The 21,064-nt window shown below is 70.7% G+C and carries 16 protein-coding genes; 5 read left to right on the top strand and 11 right to left on the bottom strand.

Annotation, left to right across the window (positions count from 1 at the left end; all coding sequences use genetic code 11):
- Positions 1 to 266: 266 nt before the first annotated feature.
- Positions 267 to 1,880 carry a DHA2 family efflux MFS transporter permease subunit gene (locus tag ACFVW6_RS30895; protein ID WP_378832289.1) on the bottom strand — a complete coding sequence of 538 codons (1,614 nt, stop codon included), beginning with the start codon at positions 1,878 to 1,880 and terminating at the stop codon, positions 267 to 269.
- A gap of 85 nt (positions 1,881 to 1,965) precedes the next feature.
- Between ACFVW6_RS30895 and ACFVW6_RS30890 the strand changes: the two genes are divergently transcribed.
- A complete protein-coding gene (locus ACFVW6_RS30890; RefSeq protein WP_365007084.1) occupies positions 1,966 to 2,463 on the top strand; it encodes a MarR family transcriptional regulator in 498 nt (165 codons plus the stop codon).
- Here the strand turns inward: ACFVW6_RS30890 and ACFVW6_RS30885 are convergent.
- Positions 2,456 to 3,307 carry a DoxX family protein gene (locus ACFVW6_RS30885; protein WP_357344060.1) on the bottom strand — a complete coding sequence of 284 codons (852 nt, stop codon included), beginning with the start codon at positions 3,305 to 3,307 and terminating at the stop codon, positions 2,456 to 2,458. The genes ACFVW6_RS30890 and ACFVW6_RS30885 overlap by 8 nt on opposite strands.
- A 90-nt stretch (positions 3,308 to 3,397) precedes the next feature.
- On the opposite strand from ACFVW6_RS30885, the gene ACFVW6_RS30880 reads away from it, so the two are divergent.
- Entirely contained in the window at positions 3,398 to 4,522 is a 1,125-nt protein-coding gene (locus ACFVW6_RS30880) for a PQQ-dependent sugar dehydrogenase (protein ID WP_378832293.1), read from the top strand.
- 51 nt (positions 4,523 to 4,573) lie between these two features.
- Here the strand turns inward: ACFVW6_RS30880 and gatB are convergent, their stop codons facing one another.
- The 8 genes from gatB to ACFVW6_RS30840 all read right to left on the bottom strand — a co-directional run bounded on the left by gatB (position 4,574) and on the right by ACFVW6_RS30840 (position 13,291).
- Complete coding sequence (gene gatB, locus ACFVW6_RS30875; protein ID WP_365007087.1) at positions 4,574 to 6,079, bottom strand: Asp-tRNA(Asn)/Glu-tRNA(Gln) amidotransferase subunit GatB; 1,506 nt, start codon at positions 6,077 to 6,079, stop codon at positions 4,574 to 4,576.
- 21 nt (positions 6,080 to 6,100) lie between these two features.
- Positions 6,101 to 7,474 (bottom strand): alpha/beta hydrolase family protein, encoded by a 1,374-nt coding sequence (locus ACFVW6_RS30870; protein WP_378832295.1) that lies wholly within the window; start codon positions 7,472 to 7,474, stop codon positions 6,101 to 6,103.
- A gap of 47 nt (positions 7,475 to 7,521) precedes the next feature.
- Positions 7,522 to 8,556 carry an ATP-dependent 6-phosphofructokinase gene (locus ACFVW6_RS30865; RefSeq protein WP_357344054.1) on the bottom strand — a complete coding sequence of 345 codons (1,035 nt, stop codon included), beginning with the start codon at positions 8,554 to 8,556 and terminating at the stop codon, positions 7,522 to 7,524.
- A gap of 27 nt (positions 8,557 to 8,583) precedes the next feature.
- Positions 8,584 to 9,474, bottom strand: coding sequence for a hypothetical protein (locus ACFVW6_RS30860; protein ID WP_378832299.1), 891 nt, complete (start codon positions 9,472 to 9,474; stop codon positions 8,584 to 8,586).
- 110 nt (positions 9,475 to 9,584) lie between these two features.
- Positions 9,585 to 10,394 (bottom strand): formate dehydrogenase accessory sulfurtransferase FdhD, encoded by an 810-nt coding sequence (gene fdhD, locus ACFVW6_RS30855; protein ID WP_378832301.1) that lies wholly within the window; start codon positions 10,392 to 10,394, stop codon positions 9,585 to 9,587.
- Between the two features lie 37 nt (positions 10,395 to 10,431).
- Positions 10,432 to 11,073, bottom strand: a complete 642-nt coding sequence (locus ACFVW6_RS30850) for a DUF1345 domain-containing protein (RefSeq protein WP_357344049.1) — start codon at positions 11,071 to 11,073, stop codon at positions 10,432 to 10,434.
- 48 nt (positions 11,074 to 11,121) lie between these two features.
- Complete coding sequence (locus tag ACFVW6_RS30845) at positions 11,122 to 12,048, bottom strand: LysR family transcriptional regulator (protein WP_378832482.1); 927 nt, start codon at positions 12,046 to 12,048, stop codon at positions 11,122 to 11,124.
- Position 12,049: 1 nt separating this feature from the next.
- Entirely contained in the window at positions 12,050 to 13,291 is a 1,242-nt protein-coding gene (locus ACFVW6_RS30840; protein WP_378832304.1) for an FUSC family protein, read from the bottom strand.
- A 327-nt stretch (positions 13,292 to 13,618) separates the two neighbouring features.
- On the opposite strand from ACFVW6_RS30840, the gene ACFVW6_RS30835 reads away from it, so the two are divergent.
- Genes ACFVW6_RS30835 through ACFVW6_RS30825 form a run of 3 tightly spaced genes read left to right on the top strand, consistent with a single transcriptional unit; the run spans position 13,619 to position 17,146 of the window.
- Positions 13,619 to 15,940 (top strand): FdhF/YdeP family oxidoreductase, encoded by a 2,322-nt coding sequence (locus ACFVW6_RS30835; RefSeq protein WP_378832306.1) that lies wholly within the window; start codon positions 13,619 to 13,621, stop codon positions 15,938 to 15,940.
- A gap of 18 nt (positions 15,941 to 15,958) precedes the next feature.
- Entirely contained in the window at positions 15,959 to 16,624 is a 666-nt protein-coding gene (locus ACFVW6_RS30830; protein WP_378832308.1) for a hypothetical protein, read from the top strand.
- A gap of 12 nt (positions 16,625 to 16,636) precedes the next feature.
- Positions 16,637 to 17,146, top strand: coding sequence for an NADPH-dependent FMN reductase (locus ACFVW6_RS30825; RefSeq protein WP_378832310.1), 510 nt, complete (start codon positions 16,637 to 16,639; stop codon positions 17,144 to 17,146).
- A 10-nt stretch (positions 17,147 to 17,156) separates the two neighbouring features.
- Here the strand turns inward: ACFVW6_RS30825 and ACFVW6_RS30820 are convergent, their stop codons facing one another.
- The gene (locus tag ACFVW6_RS30820; protein ID WP_378832312.1) at positions 17,157 to 21,023 is read right to left on the bottom strand and encodes a protein kinase; all 3,867 of its coding nucleotides are present in this window, start codon (positions 21,021 to 21,023) and stop codon (positions 17,157 to 17,159) included.
- Between the last annotated feature and the right edge of the window lie 41 nt (positions 21,024 to 21,064).

Here is a 21,064-nt window from a genome sequence, read left to right as displayed (position 1 = left end):
CGCATCCGCCGCCCGGGCGCCGTGGGCCGAACGGGGCGCGGCCCCCAATGTCCCTTAAGCGCCCGAACCTAAACTGCGGCGACAAACGTGTGCGCCGCCGTTCGTCTATGCCACGGGCGGCGCACTCGTCGGTGGGCTCAGCCGATTCCCCGTGGGCTACCCGTGTTCTCGCGAGTTCGAGCGGCGGTTTCGCCGTCGGACCATGTCGGTGCGGCGGGGCGGACCTGATCCTCGGTGCGGACGCCACCGCCCTCGCGATGCCGTCCTCACACGAGCGCGGGTTGTGTTGTCGGCGTAGCGGACTCGTCGCCCGTGCGCGCGGGGATGAGGGCGGTGGCGATCAACCCGAGCAGGACGAAGCCCGCGGCCAGGTAGCCGCCCAGCGTGATGCCGTCGGTCATCGCCGTGCGGCCGGCCTCGGCGATCTCGCGCGTCTCCGGTTGGGCGGCGAAGCCTTCGATCGCCGCGCCCGCGCTGCTGGTGACGGCGTGCGCGTACTGCTGCGCCTGGGCCGGGGGCAGACCCGCGGCGGTCAGGTCGTCGTCGATCTGCGCGCTCAGCGTGGTGAAGAAGACGGTGGTGAGCACCGCGATGCCGAGCGCGGAACCGAGCTGACGGAAGGCGCTCTGGATGCCGGAGGCCTGGCCGTTGTCGTTCTCGGGGATCTCGGCCAGCACCACGTTGGTGACCTGGGCCGTGGCGAAGCCGACGCCGACGCCGTACACGCACAGGATCAGCGAGATCGCCCACCAGGAACTGTCGGTGGCGGCGAAGAAGGCGAGCGCCGCCAGGCCGACGACCTCGAGCGCGAGGCCGAGCCGGACCATGTTCAGCGGTGACGCCTTGCCCGCCATGCCGAAGCTGGCGCCGCTGGCGATGAAACTGCCGATGGCGATCGGCACCAGCGCCAGCCCGGCCTGCACGGCGCTGTAGCCGAGGGTGAACTGCAGCCACAGCGGCAGGACCGCGACGATGCCGAACTCGCCGAGCCCGATGATCAGCGTGGCGATATTGCCGTTGCGGAACGAGGCCAACCGGAACAGGCTCAGGTCCATCAGCGCCTTGTCGGCGTCGGGACCGCGGCGCAGCAGCACCTGGCGCACCACGAAACCGGCCAGCGCGAGCACGCTCAGCACCAGCGCGACCAGCACCGGCGACGGCCCACCACCCCAGGTGAAACCGCCGATCCCCAGCGGATGCACCGTGCTGATCCAGCCGTAGGTTCGGCCTTCGACCAAGCCGAACGCGAGCAGCCCGAGACCGAGTACCGACAGGATCGCGCCGAACACGTCGAGTCGCCCCGCGACCTTCGGGGAAGGCGCGATGCAGGCCAGCACACCGACCACGATCAGCACCGCCAGCGGCACATTGATCCCGAACGCCCAGCGCCACGACACGTGTTCGGCCAGCCAGCCGCCCAGCAGCGGACCGAGCGCGGCGGCGGCGCCGATCGTCGAACCCCACACCGCGAACGCCTGACCCCGCGCTTTGCCGGTGAAGGTGGCATTGAGCAGGGCCAGCGAGGTCGGCAGGATCATCGCGGCGCCCGCGCCCTGCAGGAACCGGGCGACGATCAGCAGCCCACCGCCGGGGGCCAGCCCGGCCAGGACGCTGGTCGCGCCGAACACGACCACACCGGCGACGAACACTCTGCGGGCCCCGACGATGTCGGCGATCCGCCCGACCACCAGCAGCAGCGCCGCGAACACGATCGCGTAGGACTCCTGAATCCATTGCGCCTCGGTCGAACCCGTCGCCAGATCTTCGATGATCGACGGGATGATCACGTTCACGATCGTGGTGTCGACCACGATCAGCGCGACACCGAGGGCGATGGCGATCAAGCCGAGCCATCGGCGGATGGACGACTCTTGACTCATCGCATCTCCTATTTCCATGGTGGAATATTTCCATGGTCAAAGTAGATTGCGGGCAATAGGATGTCAACCGATGCGAAAGGAACCTATGAGTCGGTCGGACGCTGGTGCGCAGTATCAACGGATCCACGAGGGCCTGCGCGCCTATGGCGCGAACTACCGCGAATTCACCCATCGGTTCGCGACCTGGCTCGGGTTGCACTCCACCGATGCCGAGGCGCTGATCGAGATCCTCACCGCGGAGGAACGGGGCGGCACGCTGTCACCCGCGCGGCTCAGCGAGCGGATCTCGTTGTCCAACAGCGCGACCACCGCGCTGCTCAACCGGCTGGAGAAAGCCGGTCATATCGTCCGCAGCCGCGAACACGACGACCGGCGCATCGTCACACTGCGCAGCACCCCGCGCATCCATGCCCTGGCCGGTGACTTCTTCGGTCCGCTCGGGGTGAAAGTGGAAGACACGGTGATGGGGAGATACTCCCCCGCCGAACTGCGGCGGTTCGAGGAATTCCTGGCCGATGTGCGGGTCACCATGACCGCTCACCTGGCCGAACCCGCACCGCCGCAGCCGTCCGGACTCAGTTGAACGGGCCGATGCCCGTCAGCGGGTTGCCGCCGTGGAGGAACAGGTAGCTGGCGATCGCGGCGGCGATGGCGAGCAGGACGACGGTGAAGGAACCGTAGGCGGGGCGGGTGGCCCAGCCGCGGGCGCGGTCGAAGGACCAGCGGCCGGGGCCGGTGAGGATGATCGCCAGGGCGGCGCCGGCCAGGATCGAGTCGAGCTCGACGCCGGTGGGCGTGCCCGCGTTGTACTGGAAGCCGGCGATCATGCCCTGCTTCCACATCCAGGCGGTGAGGATCGTCGCCAGCACGGCGCCCGCGGCGAGCGGCGTGGCCAGGCCGAGCACGAGCAGGATGCCGCCGCCGAGTTCGCCGGCGATCACCAGGGCGGTCGACAGCGACGGGTAGTCCCAGCCGCCGTTCTCCATCATCGCCTTGGTGCCGTCGAGGCCGGGGCCGTGGAACCAGCCGGTGAGCTTCTGCAGCCCGTGGTAGATGAAGGTGTAGCCGACCACCAGGCGCAGCACGAACAGCCCGAGGTCGAGGGTGCCGCGGCGGGGCTCGCGGTTGCGGCGCTGCAGCCGGACCGTGCCCGCCGTGGCGGCGGCCGCGGGCGGGATCGACGCGTAGCCGTAGCCGTCGTCGCCACCGCCGGACGCCTGCGCGGCGCTCGCGCTCGGCACCTCGTCACCGGGGTCGAGGCCGAGGTCCTCGTCGGTGCGCGGAATGTCCTTGTGCAGATCCGGTTTCGGCATCTGCGTGGTGGGCGAATCGTACGGGCTGGTCACCGGGCGACCCGACGACGACGCCGGTGGTCCGGTCGGCGCCGGCCCGTCGGCGTGCGGTGTGTCATTCGACTTGTCGGTCACCGCCTCACCCTATGACGTGCCGACTCGGTGTGCCGGTCTTCCCCGGAACAGGCGTGTCAGCCCCACTCGGCTGCCGGTAACGTCTGTGCCATGAGTTCGGTATTCGCGGGCCGCGTGGCGATCGGGTTGGCACTGGGCACCGTCTTGGTCGCCGGGTGCGCCCGGTTCGACGAGTCGGCGTCGAGCCCGTTCACCACCGAGCCGTCGCTGGGCGGGTCCAATGTGGAGCCGAAGAAGCCGCAGGATTCGCCGTCGCAGGTACCGCGGCCGACCGGACCGTGCATCGATCCCGACCCGAATGTCATCGCCACCTGCATGGATTCGGGCGCCGGGCTGATCCCGGTCGGCGACGGCGCGCTGGTGGCGGAGCGGCGCACCGGCCGCATCCTGCGGGTGACCCCGGTGGACGCGAGCACCCCGCAGGAGCCGCCGGTGGAGGTCGCGAGCGTGCCGGTCGACGGTTCCGGCGACGGCGGCATCTCCGACATCGTGCTCTCGCCAACCTTCGGCGAGGACGGGCTGATGTACGCCTATATCACCACCGGCAGTGACAACCGGGTGGTCCGGCTGTCCAGCAACGGTGGCGCGCCCAAGGAGATCCTGACCGGAATCCCGAAGGGCACCACCGGGAATCGCGGCGCCATCGAATGGGCGACACCCACCCAGCTGCTCGTCCTCACCGGCGACGCGGGAAACCCCGGCGCGGCGGCCGATCCCGGCTCACTCGGCGGCAAGGTGCTGCGCCTCGAGTCGCCGTCCTCGGGCGCCAACAGCCCGCAGGTGGTGGCCTCGGGCCTCGGCACCGCGGGCGACCTGTGCCGCGACGGCAAGAACGGCATGTGGGTCACCGATCGCACGGCCGCCGAGGACCGGCTGCAGCATCTGAGCACCGAGGGCACGCTGACCGTCTCGTGGACCTGGCCGGACCGGCCGGGCGTCGGCGGGTGCACGGCCACCGGTGACGGTGTCGCGGTGGCCCTGTCCGAGGGCAAGGCGCTGGCCGCGATCGCCGCCGACCCCAACACCTACGCCGTCACCACCGCGCCCACACTGATCGCCCAGGACAAGTACGGCAAGCTGCTCGGCGCCACCGCCGCCTCCGACGGCAGCGTCTGGGTGACCACGATCAACAAGGCCGAGGGCACCCCGGGCGAATTCGACGACCGCGTCGTGCGCATCCCACCGCCGCAGGGCGGAGCGGGCGGGCCCGACTAGAACGCCACCGCCCCCACCGGATTCCGGTGGGGGCGGTCGTATGTCACACCGCTACGCGCAGGCGGCCAGGACCAGTTCGCGGACCTTGGCCGCGTCGGCCTGGCCGCGGGTGGCCTTCATGACGTCGCCGACGATCTTGCCCGCCGCCTGGACCTTGCCGGAGCGGATCTTCTCGGCGATATCGGGGTTGGCGGCCAGGGCCTTCTCGACCTCGACCTGCAGGGCGGAGTCGTCGCTGACCATGCCGAGGCCCTTGGCCTCGACGATCGCGGCGGGCTCACCCTCGCCCGCGAGGACGAAGTCGACGACCTGCTTGGCGACCTTGTTGTTGACGGTCTTGGCCTCGACCAGCGCGATCACCGCGGCCACCTGCGCGGGCGTGATCGGCAGCTCGGCGAGGGCGACCTCGCGCTCCTTGGCCTTCTCGGTCAGGTAGGCGACCCACCACGACCGCGCCTCGTTCGCGGGGGCACCGGCCTCGACGGTGGCGATGATCAGGTCGAGGGCGCCCGCGTTGACGAGGTCGCGCATGACCTCGTCGGACAGCCCCCAGTCGGCCTGGATCCGGGCGCGCACCAGCCACGGGTACTCGGGGATGGTGGCGCGCAGTTCCTCGACCCACTCGGCGGCGGGCGCGACCGGCTCGAGGTCCGGCTCCGGGAAGTAGCGGTAGTCCTCGGCGGTCTCCTTGCGGCGACCGGCGGAGGTGGAGCCGTCGGCCTCGTTGAAGTGCCTGGTCTCCTGGACGATCTCGCCGCCGTCGGTGAGCACGGCCGCCTGCCTGCGCATCTCGTAGCGCACCGCGACCTCGACGCTCTTGAGCGAGTTCACGTTCTTGGTCTCGGTGCGGGTACCGAACTCCTTCGCACCCACCGGCATCAGCGACACGTTGGCGTCGCAGCGCAGCGAGCCCTGCTCCATCTTCACGTCCGAGACGTTGAGCGAGCGCAGCACCTCACGCAGCGCGGTGACGTAGGCGCGGGCCACCTCGGGCGCGCGTTCACCGGCGCCGGTGATCGGCTTGGTGACGATCTCGATCAGCGGCACGCCGGCGCGGTTGAAGTCGAGCAGCGAGTGGCTGGCGCCGTGGATCCGGCCGGTCGCGCCGCCCACGTGCAGCGACTTGCCGGTGTCCTCCTCCATGTGGGCGCGCTCGATGTCGACCCGGAAGGTGGAGCCGTCGTCGAGCACCACGTCGAGGAAACCATCGGTGGCGATCGGCTCGTCGTACTGGCTGATCTGGTAGTTCTTCGGCTGATCGGGGTAGAAGTAGTTCTTGCGCGCGAACCGGCCCCACGGGGTGATCGAACAGTTCAGCGCGAGACCGATCCGGATGGCCGACTCGACGGCCTTCTCGTTGACCACCGGCAGCGAGCCGGGCAGGCCGAGGCAGACCGGGCACACCTGGGTATTGGGGTCGGCGCCGAACTCGGTGGGGCAACCGCAGAACATCTTGGTCGCCGTGGACAACTCGACGTGGACCTCCATGCCGAGCACCGGCTCGTACCGGGAGATGACATCGGCGTAGTCCATCAACTCGACCGTGGGTGCGCTCATAACTGTCTATCTTAGGAAGCTCTAACGGGGCGGGACGCGCTGGGTGAGCCAGTCGGTGACATAGGTCAGCACGGCCGGGTCGATGGTGGTCTCGATGGAGGAGTATTCGCTGGGTTTGCCCGTTTCGGTGGGCTGCATCAGGTGGTTGACGCCGGGAAAGGTGTACACGGTGGCGTCGGGGTCGCCCGCCAGGTTGGCCCGCATCGGCGGCTCGTTCTGGGTGGCGAGCACCTGCTGGTCCTTGTCGCCGAAGAAGGCCAGCACCGGTACCCGCAGCGCTTCCAGCGCGGGCTTCGGGTCGTAGGTGATGAACGAGGCCATGTACGGGGTGTTGAAGGAGTCGAGCGTCTCCTGGGACGCGCGCTGGTCGGGCGGCAGCGAGTCGTTGTGCTGCTGGGCGAAGGCCGCGGCACCCGCGATGTCACCGGCGCGCAGCATCGTCGACCACTGGGTGACGTAGTCGACCTGCGCGTCGATCTCGTTCTGTGGCGCGCCCGCCGAGGCCATGATCACCTTGTTCTGCTCGATCAGCACATCGGCGCCGACCACCGAGGGACCGGCCATGAGCACCGCGAACGCGACATTGCTGTCGGGCCGCGCGGCGACCAGCGGGGCGAGATAGCCGCCCTCGCTGTGCCCGAACAGGCCGACCTTCGCCGGGTCGATCTCGGGCCGGGCGCGCAGGAACGCGACGCCGGCGGCCGCGTCGGCGGCGAGGTCGGGATAGGTGGCGTCGTCGAGGTTGCCGCCGGTGCCGCCGACGCCGCGGTCGTCGGTGCGCAGCACGGCGTAGCCGGCGCGGGTGAAGGTGTCGGCCAGCAGGTGGAACGGGCGGTGGCCCATCAGTTCCTCGTCGCGGTCCTGCGCGCCGCTGCCGGTGATCAGCAGCATCGCCGGGAACGGGCCGCTGCCTTCGGGTTCGGTGAGGGTGCCCGCGATGGTGAGGTCACCGTTGCGATAGGTGACGTCCTCGCTGCGGTACGGGTACGGCGGCTTCGGGTCCTGCGGCCTGGCGACGCTCTCGACCGGCCCGCGGCGCAGCACCAGCGGCACCCGCTGACCGGCCTGTACCCAGTCGCCGGTGATCTGTTCGCCGTCGAGCTTGCCCCGGAAGCCCGGGTCGCCCGGTGCGTCGGGGACCGTGAACTCGACCCGGTCCGGCTCGGTGCGCACGTCTTTCAGTGCCGCGCCGCGCACGCCCTGCACGGGGATGTCGATGGTGGCCGAGCCGTTCTCGGCGAAGGTCACGCCGATCGCGATCGGCGCGCCCGGCGCTTCGATGTCCCCGTGCCAGGGCCCCTGGACGGCGGGGCCCGCCTCCTCGTCCGAGGAACAGCCCGTCACCAGCGCGGCGACGACGAACAGAACCGAAACGATCACTCGACCGGTACGCATACGGCAACGGTACCGACGCGCACCGAAAAGTCGAGGACCGCGACGGCTCAGCCGAAGAAGGCCTGCGCCTCGCTCAGCCGTTCCGGCGGGACCCGCTTGAGCTGCTTGGTGGCCTCCGACAGCGGAACCAGTCCGATGGTGGTGCCGTGCAGCGCGACCATCTGCCCGAAATGCCCGGCGTGCACCGCTTCCGCGGCGTGCACGCCGAACCGGGTCGCCAGGATGCGGTCGTAGGGTGTGGGGCTGCCGCCGCGCTGTACGTGACCGAGCACGGTGGTGCGGACCTCCTTGCCGATCCGGCGCTCGATCTCGGAGCCGAGCTGCTGGGCGACACCGGTGAACCGCTCGTGGCCGAACTCGTCGATGCCGCCCTCGCGCAGCGCGAAGCCGGAATCCGGTGCGGGATGGGCGCCTTCGGCGACCACGCAGATGAAGTGCTTGTCGCCACGCTGGAAACGGCTCTTGATCAGAGCGCACACCTGCGCCACGTCGAAGGGTTCCTCGGGCACCAGGGTCAGGTGCGCGCCCGCGGCGATGCCGGAGTTGAGCGCGATCCAGCCCGCGTGCCTGCCCATCACCTCGACCAGCATGACGCGCTGGTGGGATTCGGCGGTGGTGTGCAGCCGGTCGATGGCCTCGGTGGCGATGGAGAGGGCGGTGTCGTGGCCGAACGTGACGTCGGTGCAGTCGATGTCGTTGTCGATGGTCTTGGGGACGCCGACCACCGGCACCCCCTCGTCGGAGAGCCAGCTCGCGGCGGTGAGGGTGCCCTCGCCGCCGATCGGGATGAGCGCTTCGATGCCGTTGTCGTCGAGGGTCCGCTTGATCCGGCCGAGCCCGGCGCGCAGCACGTCCGGATTGGTGCGCGCGGTGCCGAGCATGGTGCCGCCCTTGGTGAGCAGCCGGTCGGTGCGGTCGTCGTTGTGGATGCGGATCTTGCGGTCCTCTAGGAGGCCGCGCCAGCCGTCCTCGAACCCGACGATCGCGTCGCCGTAGCGGCCGTTCGCGGTACGGACGACAGCCCGGATCACCGCGTTCAGCCCTGGACAGTCTCCGCCTCCGGTCAAGACTCCGATGCGCATGCGTTCATCTTGCCGCACCAGCGCTGTTCAGGCGCAGTGACCTCCGGCGAGCTCGCCGAGATGACCCGAGATCAGGGTCGCCATCTTGTCCAGCATGGTCATGCCGTCGTTGAAGGAGCCCGAATCCGGTTGTGCCGCGAAGGCGATCGCGATTCGGCCGGTGGGCGAGTCGATGAGCCCGAACTGGCGCACGAGGTACTTGCCCGCGGGGTCGGGACCCCAGCCGCCCTTGAATTCGGCGCTGCCGAACGCGCCGAGTCCCCAGCGGTGGCTCGGGATGATCTGCTGCATGAGGCCGACCACGCGCTGGCTCTGCGGCAGGCAGGGCAGGTGCGCGGCGAAACGCACCTGATCGGCCAGCGTCCATTCCGCCTGGCCGTAGACCGACGCGTCGGCCCTGGTGCGGGTGGTCGGCACCGTCGTCGTGATGTCGCCGCCCTCGCGCAGCACGTTCTGCACGGCGGTGGCCGCGGCGGCGCCGGAGCCCAGCGACTGCCACAGGGTGTCGGCGGCGCCGTTGTCGGAGGCGGTGATGGCCGAGGTCGCGACGGTGGCGTAGGAGGCGTTGTTGCGGAGCGCGGCGATGGCCAGCGGCACCTTGATCGTCGACCAGGCCGGACCGGAGGACCAGTTGCCGAAGGTGACCATCTTGTCCCCGCCGACCGGCATGACCGCCAGTCCCACGCTGCCGCGGAAACCCTGTTGCAGGACGTTGAAGTCGCCGGCCAGGCTGCCGGGCACCGCGATCGAGAAGTTGCCGCCCGCGCCGCCCGCGCCGGGGTCGACGGCGGCGGTGCTGGTCGTCGTGCGCGGTGGGGTCGCGGACTTCGATCCGGTGCCGCACCCCGCGGTGAGCAGCACGACGGCCGCGAGCAGCGCGGTGAGCACCACCCGGACGGTGCGCCGATCTTTCGTCATCATGTAAAGCATCTTCGTTTCTAAACTCCCCCCGGGCTTCGATGCCGGGGTAGCAGTCCCGACACCGTACTGGGCAGTATGGCCGAACGCCCACTTCGACCGTGAAACGCTCAGGTCAGACGATGTTCACCCGTGTAGATATTCATCGTCTCGCCGCGCAGGAAGCCCACCAGGGTCAGCTCCGCCTCGGCCGCCAGGTCGACGGCCAGCGAGCTCGGCGCCGACACCGCCGCCAGGATCGGGATCCCCGCCATCACCGCCTTCTGCGCCAGCTCGAAGGACGCGCGGCTGCTCACCACCAGGATCAGCTCGTGCGCCGGAAGCCGGTTCTCCCGCAGTGCCCAGCCGAGCACCTTGTCGACGGCGTTGTGCCTGCCGATGTCCTCCCGCACCGCGAGCAGGGTGCCGTCGGTGGTGAACAGGCCCGCCGCGTGCAGGCCGCCGGTGGCGTCGAAGAGCTTCTGCCCGGCGCGCAGCTGTTCGGGCAGGCCGGACAGGACGTCGGTGGTCACCGTCGCGGTGTCGTGCGGGATCGGGTAGCGGGTGTGCGTGCGCACCTCGTCGAGGGCGGACTTGCCACAGAGGCCGCACGCGCCGGTGGTGAGGAAGTTGCGGGTGTGCAGCGGCACCGGCGTGCGCAGGCGCAGGTCGAGCACGTTGTAGGTGTTGCGGCCCTCGTCGTCGGTGCCCGCGCAGTAGCGCGCGGTGACGATGTCGTCGGCCGAGCCGATGATGTCCTCGCCGAACAGGAACCCGTGCACCAGGTCGATGTCGTTGCCCGGCGTGCGCATGGTGACGGTGAGCGACTGCCCGTCGACGCGGATCTCGAGCGGTTCCTCCACCGCCAGGGTGTCCGGGCGCTGGATCCGTCCGGTCGGCGACAGCCGGATCGTCTTGCGCCGTGCGGTGACTCTGCTCATCAGGAGGTGCCCATCGGTCGGGTTGCGGTGGGTTCGCTCAGCCGGTCGCGATGCCGACCACGAGGTTGATCGTCGTCGCCAGGATGACCGTGCCGAAAGCGTAGGACAGCAGGCAGTGCCGGAGCACGATGGCCCGCACCACCGGACTGGTGACATTGTTGTCGGAGACCTGATAGGTCATCCCGAGGTTGTAGCTGAAGTAGAGGAAGTCGCGGTACGAGGGCGGCGCGTCGGAGTTGAAATCGATGCCGCCCGTTGGTGATTCGTAGTAGTGGAAGGCGTATCGCGCCGCGTACATCAGATGCACCGCGGCCCAGGCCGCGAAGACCCCGGCCAGCGCGGTCGCCGCCGCGACATGCCCCTCCTCCGACCGGCCGAGCACCAGGATCGCCACGATGCCGATCAGCCCGCCCGCCGCCGCGGACACCACCGAGATCTCCTCGACGAACGGCTGGAAGTCCTCGCGCCGCACGTTCGCCTCGGCCTGCTCGGCGGTCATCGGCCACAGCACCAGCCAGCCCGCGACGACGAAGGACAGCTCCATCATCGTGATCCCGATCAGGCCGCTCAGGGCGACGCCCCGGCCGAACAGCACCCCGGCGAGCACCCCGACCAGCGCTCCGATCAGGATCGATCGGACCAGCCTGCCGACCGCGGAGATCCCGAGGTGGTTCCTCATACCGAGCGACAGTACCGAACGCGGACCTACTCATAGCCGATCTCGATCTCAGCTCTCGCGCCGCCGCGCCGAGCGGCGCAGGGTGTCGTCGATGCCGGCCGTGCGCGCGGTCTCGATGAGCGCCTTCACCAGGACCGAGCCGGGGTCGACCGCCGGGGTGACGAGCACGATTCCGGCGGTGACGGCGGGGTCGTCCAGGCGCAGGACCCGCACGCCCGCGGGCGGCGGGAAGATCGTCAGCCAGGGCTGCGGCACCACGCAGGCCCAGCGGCCGGTGCTCACGTGCGCGAGGAGCGAGACCACCGAATCGGTCTCCAGCTGCGGCGCCGGGACCAGCCCGGACCGGACCAGCGCGTCGTCGATCAGGTCGCGCCCGCGCATGCCCTTGTGCAGCAGGCACATCGGCATCTCGAGCGCCTCGGCCCAGGTGATCGCGCCCGACCGGCCCGCCAGCAGGTCGGTGCCAGCCAGCAGGACCTGCCGTTCGGCGTAGAGCGGGGTCCGGGTGAGCCCGGCGGTGTCGACGCCGTCGCCGTAGACGATGCCGGCGTCGAGTTCGAAACGCCGGATCCGCGCGACGATGTCGCCCGAGCGCAGGCTGGTCTCGACCCGCATCCGCACCAGCGGGTGCGCGGTGCAGAACGGGTCGGTCAGCAGGGCGACGGTGCCCGACGCCGCCGGGATCACCCCGATCCGCAGGTCACCGGTGAGGCCGGTCTGCAACGCGCGCACCTCGTGCTCGAGCGCGTCGCGGTCGGCCAGGATCCGCCTGGCCCACAACACGAGTCGTTCGCCCTCGGGGGTCAGTCCCTCGAACGTCCGCCCGCGCCGGACCAGCGGGACTCCCAGCTCGTGTTCGAGTTTGCGCAGGGCCTCGGACAAGGCGGGCTGGGAGACGTAGCAGGCCGCGGCCGCGCGGGCGAAGTGCCGTTCGCGGGCGAGGGCGACGAAGTACTCGAGTTGGCGGAACAGCAGCTCAGTCGTCCTCGGCGTCGGCGGCCTTGTTGCGGGCCTTGGCGATCTCGAGCGCCCGCTCGGCGGTGGCCTGGTCCGGGTACGGGCCCATCCGGTCGCCGTACCAGCAGGTCTTGCCCTGTTCGGCCTTATGGTGCTTGATGCAGTAGTACCACTGGTTGTCGTCAGCCATGTCGACAGTATGCATCGGTTCGCATGTCATGGGCAGGGAGGTCGGGGGCGTGCCGGGCGCCGGTTCGCGGATCAGCAGGGCCACCGCGACGCCCACCGCCACGCCGATCACCGTGTCGACCGCGCGATCGGTGAGCATGGTCAGCGGATCGGTGGGATCGGCCAATTCGGTCATCGACATGATCAGCGGAGTGAAGAACCCGAGCGCCACCGCGTAGTGGCGGGCCATGAACAACTCGGTCGGGTACAGCAGGGCGATGATCGCCAGCCCCAGCATCGCCGGGCTCGGGCCGGGGATCAGCAGCGGGGCGGTCACCGCGAGACCGAGGAACGTGCCGACCACGCGATGCAGTCCGCGGGTGATCCGGCCGCGGGAGTTCGCCGCGGCCAGCGGCACCGCCGCACCCGCCATCGCCCAGTTCGCGTGGCCGACGCCGAGCAGCAGCCCGATGCCGCCCGCGATCGAGATCGCGAGCGCGTAGCGGCCCGCCTGGACCGTCGAGACGCGCCCGGCCCGGTGCGGCGCGATCGCGACCGGCAGGACGCAGGTGCCGGCCCGCCACTGCCGCCGGGAGGACTCCAGATACCCGACGACGACGCACAGCGCCGCGGTGACCGCGCTGATCGCCAGCGCCGCGAGCGGATCGGGCTGCGCGCCCGCCACCATCGCGATCGCGCCGAGGGCGAAGATACCGAAGAACGGACCCTCCGGCCGCAGGCCGAGCCGGTCGGTGACCGGCGAGGCGACCGCGGCGAACACCGCCACCGCGGCGACCAGGACGGCGGGCGAGGCGTCGAGCCGGGCCAGCAGGATGCCGCCGCCGACCGCGCCGACCAGCAGCACCGCCGCCTCACACTGATGGACCAGCCGCTGCCGCGACGCCTCGGCGAAACCATACATACCGGTGAAGGATCCGAACACCGCGTAGATGAGCAGGTCGGTGCGGCCCGCGGCGATGAGCAGCAGACCGGGCACGGCGAGGCCGACGAATACCCGGGCGGCGGGCAGATGATCGATGTCGGTGGTGAACCGCCGAATCACCGGCCGCGCCCGGGTCGAGATGGTGCGCAAGGGGTCCTCCGAAGGTCGGTCACGGGGCGGTCTCCCCGGCGCCGATGAACCATCCTCACCGCACCCCGCGACCCGCGTCAAACCACCAAATTGCAGGTGAGAGGCGGTTTTCGGGCCACTACCTGAGGTGATAAGCGCCGCCTATCGGATGCTCGGAAGTCGGTCTTGGACGCGGGCGGACCAGGGGACGCACACTCGGACCCACGCGCGACACGCTCGATGTCGGTGGGCCGGTACCGGGCCTACGCCCATCCGTGACCTCGGCGGTAGAGAATCGCAACCGGGCACCGACAGGCTTCGAACACTTCCGATCGAAGGGAACACGTCATGGCTGACGGTCCGTACACCGCGTATGACCCCGACAGCGGCCCGAGCAGCAACGGCGATCGCGACGCGGTGCCCTCAGTGAAGCCCTATCACCACCCGGCCGCGGGCTGGGGCGCGGCGATGAGCGTCAGCAACTTCATGGTGCGCAAGGAGCACGAGTTGCTCAGCGGCACCAGGGCCATCCTCAAGATGAACCACCCCCCGCACGGCTTCGACTGCCCCGGCTGCGCCTGGCCCGACGCGACCGACGGCCTCAAGCTCGACGTGTGCGAGAACGGCATCAAGCACGTCAGCTGGGAGATGACGCACAAACGGTGCACCCCGGAGTTCTTCGCCGCGCACACCGTGAGCGAGCTCGCCACCTGGAGCGACTTCGACCTGGAGGACCAGGGCAGGCTCACCCACCCGATGGTCTACGACGCCGCGACCGATCGCTACGTCCCGATCAGCTGGCCGGACGCGTTCGAGATGGTCGGCAAGACGCTGCGCGAACTGCCCGACCCGAATCTGGCGTCGTTCTACACCTCCGGCCGGCTCAACAACGAGGCCACCTTCCTCTACCAGCTGATGGTGCGCGAGTACGGCACCAACAACCTGCCCGACTGTTCCAACATGTGTCACGAGGCGAGCGGACGCGCATTGCAAGCGTCGCTGGGCACCGGCAAGGGCACCTGCGACATCGACGACTGGGACAAGGCCGACGCCCTGTTCGTGATGGGCATCAACGCGGCGTCCAACGCACCGCGCATGCTGACCGCGCTGACCGAGGCGCACAAGCGCGGGGCGCAGATCGTGCACGTCAACCCCCTGGTCGAGGCGGGCGCGCGCAAGGCGATCATCCCGCACGACTTCGTCGACATGGCCACCTTCCACGCCACCAAGACCAGCACCCTGAATCTGCAGGTCCGCATCGGCGGCGACTTCGCCCTGATGCGCGGCATCGCCAAACATGTACTGGAAGAAGCCGAGACCGATCCCAAGGCGCTCGATCGCGAGTTCATCGAGCGCTACACCGACGGGTTCGACGACTACGTGCGCGAGGTGAAGGACACCACCTGGGCCGAGATCCAGCGCCAATCGGGCTTGAGCGAGAGCGACATCCGCAAGGCCGCGGGCATCTACTGCGACGCCGACCGCACGGTCATGAGCTGGTGCCTCGGCATCACCCAGCACGAGCACGGCGTCGACACGATCCGCGAGATCGTCAATGTCCTGCTCATGCGCGGCAATCTGGGTCGTGAGGGGGCGGGCCCGTCGCCGGTGCGTGGGCACAGCAACGTGCAGGGCAATCGGACGTGCGGCATCGACAACAATCCGAGCGCGGAGTTCCTGGACCGGCTGGCCCAGGTGTGCAAGATCGACCCACCGCGGGCGAACGGCTACGACGTCGTGTCCACGATCCAGGCGATGCAGGCGGGCAAGGTCGAGTTCTTCCTCGGCATGGGCGGCAATTTCGTGGCCGCCGCGCCGGATGCCGCCTACACCTTCGAGGCCTATCGGAAGTGCGGCTTCACCGTCAACGTCAGCACCAAGCTCAATCGCAGCCATGTCGTGCACGGCAGGCGCGCGCTGATCCTGCCCTGCATCGGGCGCACCGAGCGCGACGAGCAGCGCAGCGGTCCGCAGATCACCTCGATGGAGAACGGCATGGCGGTCGTGCACATGTCGCGGGGCATTCGCAAGCCCGCCTCCGAACACCTGATGTCGGAGCCCGCGATCGTGGCGGGCCTGGCCAAAGCCACACTGCCGCAGACCAAGACGCCGTGGGAGTACTACATCGAGGACTACGACCGCATCCGCGAAGTGATGTCGAAGGCGCTGGTCGGCTTCGAGGACTACAACCGCCGGGTGCGGCTGCCGCTGGGCTTCCGCATCCGCCAGCCCGCGCGCGAACTGATCTTCCTGACCCCGTCGGGCAAGGCGGAATTCTCCACGGTGGCCCTGCCCGACACCATCAACCCGCCCGGCGTGCTCACCCTGGCCACCCAGCGGTCCCACGATCAGTGGAACACCAGCGTCTACTCCGACAACGACCGCTATCGCGGCGTGAAGAACCTGCGCACGCTGATCTTCATGAACGACGAGGACATGCGCGAACGCGGGCTGAAGGAATTCGACGAGGTCGACATCACCAGCACCGCCCGCGACGGGTCGACCCGCTCGCTGCACCGGTACAAGGTCGTCCCCTACGACATCCCGCCGGGCTGCGCGGCCGGGTACATGCCGGAGATGAACGTGCTGTGCGCGATCGGCGACTACAGCACCGAGAGCGATCAACCGCTGATGAAGAGCGTGAAAGTCACTGTCACACCATCGAGTTGACCCGCCGAGGAGAACACTGTGAACGCGCATACCCGCAAGACGCTGGCGGCGATCACCGGACATCCGGCGCCCCGCGACCTCGAATGGACCCGGTTCGTCTCCCTGTGGGAGGACCTCGCCGACGCGGTCGAGCAGGAATCGGGTGATCGGCTCGCGGTGCGGATGAACGGGCACCGCGAGGTCTTCCACCGGCCGCACGACGGCCGCGTCGCCATCGGCGACATCGAGCACGCGCGGCAACTGCTGGCCGAACACCCCGAATTGAAGGGCGCCGGATCGCTGTTCGCCGTCGCGATGGACGCCGAGACCGCCCGGATCCTGCACTTCGACCTGGACACCACCGGCGTCGGCGACACCGAGCGCGACGTCCGCAACGCCGACCCCGTCGCCCGGCATCTGCGCACGGTCGAGCGGCACACCGGGCACGACGATCACCAGGTGTATCTGCGCTACTTCGACGATCTCGCCGTCGCGCTGCTCGAGGAGATCGGCCCCGCGTCGTTCGTGCTGCTCGGGCACGGCACCGGGAAGTCCGATGTGGCCGAGGATTTCGCGCTGCGGCTGCAGGAGACGAACCACGCGCTGGCCGACCGGATCACCGGCATCGGCGTCCTCGATCTGAGCGCGGCCGACGACGCGGCGATCGAGGCGGCGGCGCAGAAGATCGCCCGGCAGGCCAGGTAGGTGGGGGCGACCATGGCCTATCTGCTCGCGCTCGTCGCCGCACCCGGCGCGGACTCCGCCCCGGCGCAGCTGGCGACCGAAGCCCAGCGGGTCGCGATCCGCAACGACGTCGACGTGGTGACGCTGGCCGAACTCGACACCCTGCCCGGCTACCGGGCCGATCTCGACACCGAGGAGGGGCGGCCGCTGATCGCCAACCAGCTGCGCCGCTCGGCACTGGAGGCCGACGGCGTGCTGCTGTTCGCCGACGAGGCGACGGCGGTGCCCGCGCTGGCCGAGAGCGTGATCGCCTGGCTGACGTACGCGGGGTCGGGCCCGGCGCCGGCGATCGCGGGCAAGCCGGTCGCGGTGATCACGGCCGGGCCCGGTGAGGTGGTCAACCAGGACATGGCGGATCGGTTGCGCGCGGCGGGTGCCGACGTGGTCGCCGACGGTGTGTCGATCACCGGGTCGTGGAGTGATCCGGCCACCATCACCCGGCTCGGTGACACCGTGGTGGCGGTGGCGTCGTCCGCGAGCTGACCCGCGTGGGTCAGTAGACGTAGACCACGGCGTTCTCGCCACCGGTGCAGGTGACGAGCTTGCCCTCGGGCGTGCAGGTCATCGTGTAGGTGCGGCCGGTCACCGGGCTGGCCGCCACCACCGGTCGCGGACCCGGTGCCGTGCCACCGCTGACATAGGCCGCCCGGACCGCTTCGGCGAAGCCGCAGCTGGTGACCGCGGTCCCGACCGCCGCCTTGCCGAACGCGCCCGCAGCCGTACCGGATTCGCAGGGCTGGGCGCCCGCGGGCAGGGTCACCGGACCGGCCGAGGTGGTCGGTGCGGCGGTGGTCGCCCGCGGCGCGGTGGTCCCCGGGGCACCGCCGGTACTGCCCGGCGCGGCCGAACTCGGCGCGGCGCTGGTGGTCTCCGCCGAGTCCGCCGCCGACATCAGCCGCCAGCCGATCGCGCCGCCGATGGCCAGCACCACGACGGCGAGCACGCCGACGAGGATCGGCAGCAACGGCGAGCGCCTGCGCCCCGAATCCCGTTGCTGCCAGGCCGGATCCGGCGCGTAGCCCGGGTCGGGGCCGTACGGATCGTTCGGGTCGCGGTAGGCGTGATCGCCGTAGGAGCCGTGCGGATCGTCGTACTGGGAGTAGGCATCCGGCGCGCCCGCAGCGTAGTGCTGGGTCGCGGCCGCGCGCGCCGGATCGTCGGGCGCCTGGTGCGCGGGGAACGGTGCCGCGCCGCCGCGATACTGCCGGGTCGCCTGGGCCCGCTGCGGATCCTGGTCGTCGAACGGGTCGGCGCCGCCCTGGTAGTGCTGGGTCGGCGCGGACCGTTGCGCGTCGATTCCCGCCGGGTCGAACTGCTCTGTCGCGGGGAACAGGCCGTCGGGCGAACCGCCGAAGTGCTGGGTGGCGGCCGACCGCTGCGGGTCGTATTGCTCGGTGGCGGGACCGAATCGGTCGTCGGGAGCGCCACCGAAGTGCTGGGTGGCCGCCGACCGCTGCGGGTCGTACTGCTCGGTGGCGGGACCGAATCGGTCGTCCGGATCGCCACCGAAGTGCTGGGTGGCCGCCGACCGCTGCGGGTCGTACTGCTCGGTGGCGGGACCGAACCCGTCATCCGGGGCACCCCCGAACGGTTGCGCCGCGGGCGATCGCGTCGGGTCGTTGGCCGGACCGAACCCGTCGCCCGGGGTGCCGCCGAACGGCTGCTTCGGATCGTAATGCTCGGTGGCCGGGCCGAAGTGATCCTCCGTGCCCGGACGCTGCGCGGTGGCGGGTCGCGACTGGTCGTACTGCTCCGTGGCGCGACCGAATCGGTCGTCCGGAGCGCCGCCGAAATGCTGGGTCGCGGCCGAGCGCTGCGCGTCGGACGGGTCGATCGGAGGACCGAACCGGTCGTTCGCACCGCCGACATGCTGGGTCGCCGCGGAGCGCAGCGGATCGGCCGGGTCGTACTGCTCGGTCGGCGGGCCGAAACGATCCGGGGTGCCACCGAACTGTTCGGTCGGGGCCGCGAAGCGGGCGGGTGGATCGGTGTCGTCGGCCGGGCCACCGAACCGGGCCGGGGCGCCGGACAGGCCGCCCGCGCCCATCGCGTCCGGGCCGAACTGCTCGCCGTCGAACCTCTGCGGCGGCGCGAAACCCGGTGCCGGGGTGGGCCGTCCGTCGTCGAACAGGTCCCGGTCAGGGGCGGCGGGATCGACATCCGCCGGGCCGCCGAACCGGGCGTCCGGGCCGAACTGATCGGCGTCGAATCTCTGCGTCGGCGCGAAGCGGGGTGCCGGGGTGGAGCCTGCGTCGTCGAATGATCCTGCGGGGGAAGCGAATCGGGCGTCCGGGTGGTCGAAGCGCTGACCATCGGGGCCGAATCCGCCGGGCGCTGGGTCACTCTGCCGGGCACCGGAATTCGCGTGGCTGTCGTCGAAGAGGTCGTCGGACGAATCGAATCGCGGAGGCTGGTCGCCGTACTGCTGGGTCGGCGCGAAACGGGGGTTCGGGTTCGACGGGCCGTGGGTTTCCGGCACGGGACCGTCGCCGCCGAACCGCTGGGTCGGGGCGGCACGCTGCGGGACCGGGCCCGAGGGTGCGTCGAGCCGAGGCGGCGGGGCCGGGCGGTCGGGGTCGGGTGGCACGAAACCGGCGGGGCCGGGGAACGGCGGGGCCGGGACCGGGCCGGAGGTGTCGCCGGGCTGGGCACCGCCGTAGAGGTGCGCGTCCGGGAACGGGCGCATCTTCGGCAGGCCCTGGTCCGGGGTGTAGGCGGGCGGGGGCTCCGGCGCAGGCGGTTCGTCCGCCGACGGGAGCGGGGTGAAATGGGTGTCGGCGACACGGATCTCGGCGGGACCGGTCGGCTGGATCACCGCGGGAATGGAGATCTCGCCGGTGCCCTCGACCGGGATGCGATGGAACCCGGTGGTCTCGGCGGGGCCGGGCGCGGCCGCGGGCGGACGGATGATCAGCGTCGGCTGCGCACCGGTCGCGCTGGTCTGGCTGCGCGAGGTCTCGATGCCGCCGGTCGCGGTCACCGCGCCGACGACCCGGAACTCACCGGTCGGCGTCGGCGCGGGCTCCTGGGCGTCCTCCCCCGGCGCGCCGGGGACGGCGCGTCCACCGGCCGTCGGCCCGGCGGGCGTTCCGCCGGAAGCCGGACGGCCACCGGTCGCGGCACCACTCGACACGTTTCGTCCTCCAGTCGTCGCACCGTCAGGAGTTCCACCCGGAACTGCGCGTCCCCCGGTGGTGGCCCCGGGAACAGCCCGCCCACCGGTCGTCGCGCCCGCGGACGCACCGGGAACAGCACGTCCACCAGTCGACGCACCGGGAACAGCGGATCCGCCGGACGTCGCACCAGGAACAGCACGCCCACCAGTCGTCGCGCCCGCGGGCGCACCCGGAACAGCACGCCCACCGGTCGTCGCACCCGCGACCAGACCGCCGGGCGGCACCGGACGAGCACCGGTGGCGGCGGCCGCGGCGCCGAACGCCGCACCGGCCGCGCCGTAGGGCGACTGTCCGCTGCCGACGGGACCGCGAGTACCCGGCGTGTGCAGCGGCGCACCGCCCTGCAGCATCGCCGCGGCCAGCGCGTCCCGCGCCGCGACCGCGAGCGCGCCCGCACTGGGGTATCGATCGGCCGGGTCCTTGGCCATGCCGCGGGCGATGACCTCGTCGAGGGTGGTGGGCAGGCCGGGCAGGATCTCGCTGGGTCGGGGCGGCGCCTCGGAGAGATGGGCGCGGATCAGCACGCTCATGCTGGCCGCGGGGAACGGCGAGGCGCCGGTGAGGCATTCGTGCAGCACGCAGGCCAGGGAGTAGACGTCGGCACGATGCGAGATCGGGCCGACGTCGAAGCGTTCGGGCGCCATATAGATGTAGGAGCCCATGGCCATCCCGGCCTGGGTCACCGCGCTGTCGCCCTCGGTGTGGGCGATGCCGAAGTCGGCGAGGTAGGCGAAGTCGGCGGGCGTCACCAGGATGTTGGCGGGCTTCACATCGCGATGCACCAGACCACCGGCGTGCGCGGCGTCGAGGGCGGCGGCGATCTGCTCGACGACGGCGACCGCGCGCTCGGGGCTGAGCGGCCCGCCCGTGTGCAGTACGGACCGCAGATCGGTACCGGGGACCAGGCGCATGTCGATGAACAGCACCCCGTCGATCACGCCCCAGTCGTGGATCGGGATGACGTGCGGTTCGGCCAGCTTGGCCGCCGCCTGGGACTCCCGGCGGAAGCGGACCTGATAGGCGGGGTCCTGGGCGAGCTCGGGCGCCAGCAACTTCAGGGCGACTACCCGGTCCTTGCCGGTGTCGTAGGCCTCGTAGACCTCACCCATTCCGCCCTTGCCCAGCATCGACCGCAACTCGTACGGACCGAACCTGCTCCCCGTCCGTGACCCAGGTGCCTGCACCAGCGTCCGCCTCCCACTTCTCGCATGCCCGAAGACCTGCT

Source organism: Nocardia sp. NPDC058244, assembly GCF_042882065.1.
Lineage (GTDB): Bacteria > Actinomycetota > Actinomycetes > Mycobacteriales > Mycobacteriaceae > Nocardia.
Note: the sequence above shows the minus strand (reverse complement) of the source record. Positions and strands in the feature narration are given on the sequence as shown.

What these genes read in the sequence shown, in the direction of transcription:
- ACFVW6_RS30895 (WP_378832289.1), bottom strand. Translation starts at nt 1,880, where the DNA reads ATGAGTCAAGAGTCGTCCATCCGCCGATGGCTCGGCTTGATCGCCATC.
- ACFVW6_RS30890 (WP_365007084.1), top strand. Translation starts at nt 1,966, where the DNA reads ATGAGTCGGTCGGACGCTGGTGCGCAGTATCAACGGATCCACGAGGGC.
- ACFVW6_RS30880 (WP_378832293.1), top strand. Translation starts at nt 3,398, where the DNA reads ATGAGTTCGGTATTCGCGGGCCGCGTGGCGATCGGGTTGGCACTGGGC.
- gatB (WP_365007087.1), bottom strand. Translation starts at nt 6,079, where the DNA reads ATGAGCGCACCCACGGTCGAGTTGATGGACTACGCCGATGTCATCTCC.
- ACFVW6_RS30870 (WP_378832295.1), bottom strand. Translation starts at nt 7,474, where the DNA reads ATGCGTACCGGTCGAGTGATCGTTTCGGTTCTGTTCGTCGTCGCCGCG.
- ACFVW6_RS30865 (WP_357344054.1), bottom strand. Translation starts at nt 8,556, where the DNA reads ATGCGCATCGGAGTCTTGACCGGAGGCGGAGACTGTCCAGGGCTGAAC.
- ACFVW6_RS30860 (WP_378832299.1), bottom strand. Translation starts at nt 9,474, where the DNA reads ATGACGAAAGATCGGCGCACCGTCCGGGTGGTGCTCACCGCGCTGCTC.
- fdhD (WP_378832301.1), bottom strand. Translation starts at nt 10,394, where the DNA reads ATGAGCAGAGTCACCGCACGGCGCAAGACGATCCGGCTGTCGCCGACC.
- ACFVW6_RS30850 (WP_357344049.1), bottom strand. Translation starts at nt 11,073, where the DNA reads ATGAGGAACCACCTCGGGATCTCCGCGGTCGGCAGGCTGGTCCGATCG.
- ACFVW6_RS30835 (WP_378832306.1), top strand. Translation starts at nt 13,619, where the DNA reads ATGGCTGACGGTCCGTACACCGCGTATGACCCCGACAGCGGCCCGAGC.
- ACFVW6_RS30825 (WP_378832310.1), top strand. Translation starts at nt 16,637, where the DNA reads ATGGCCTATCTGCTCGCGCTCGTCGCCGCACCCGGCGCGGACTCCGCC.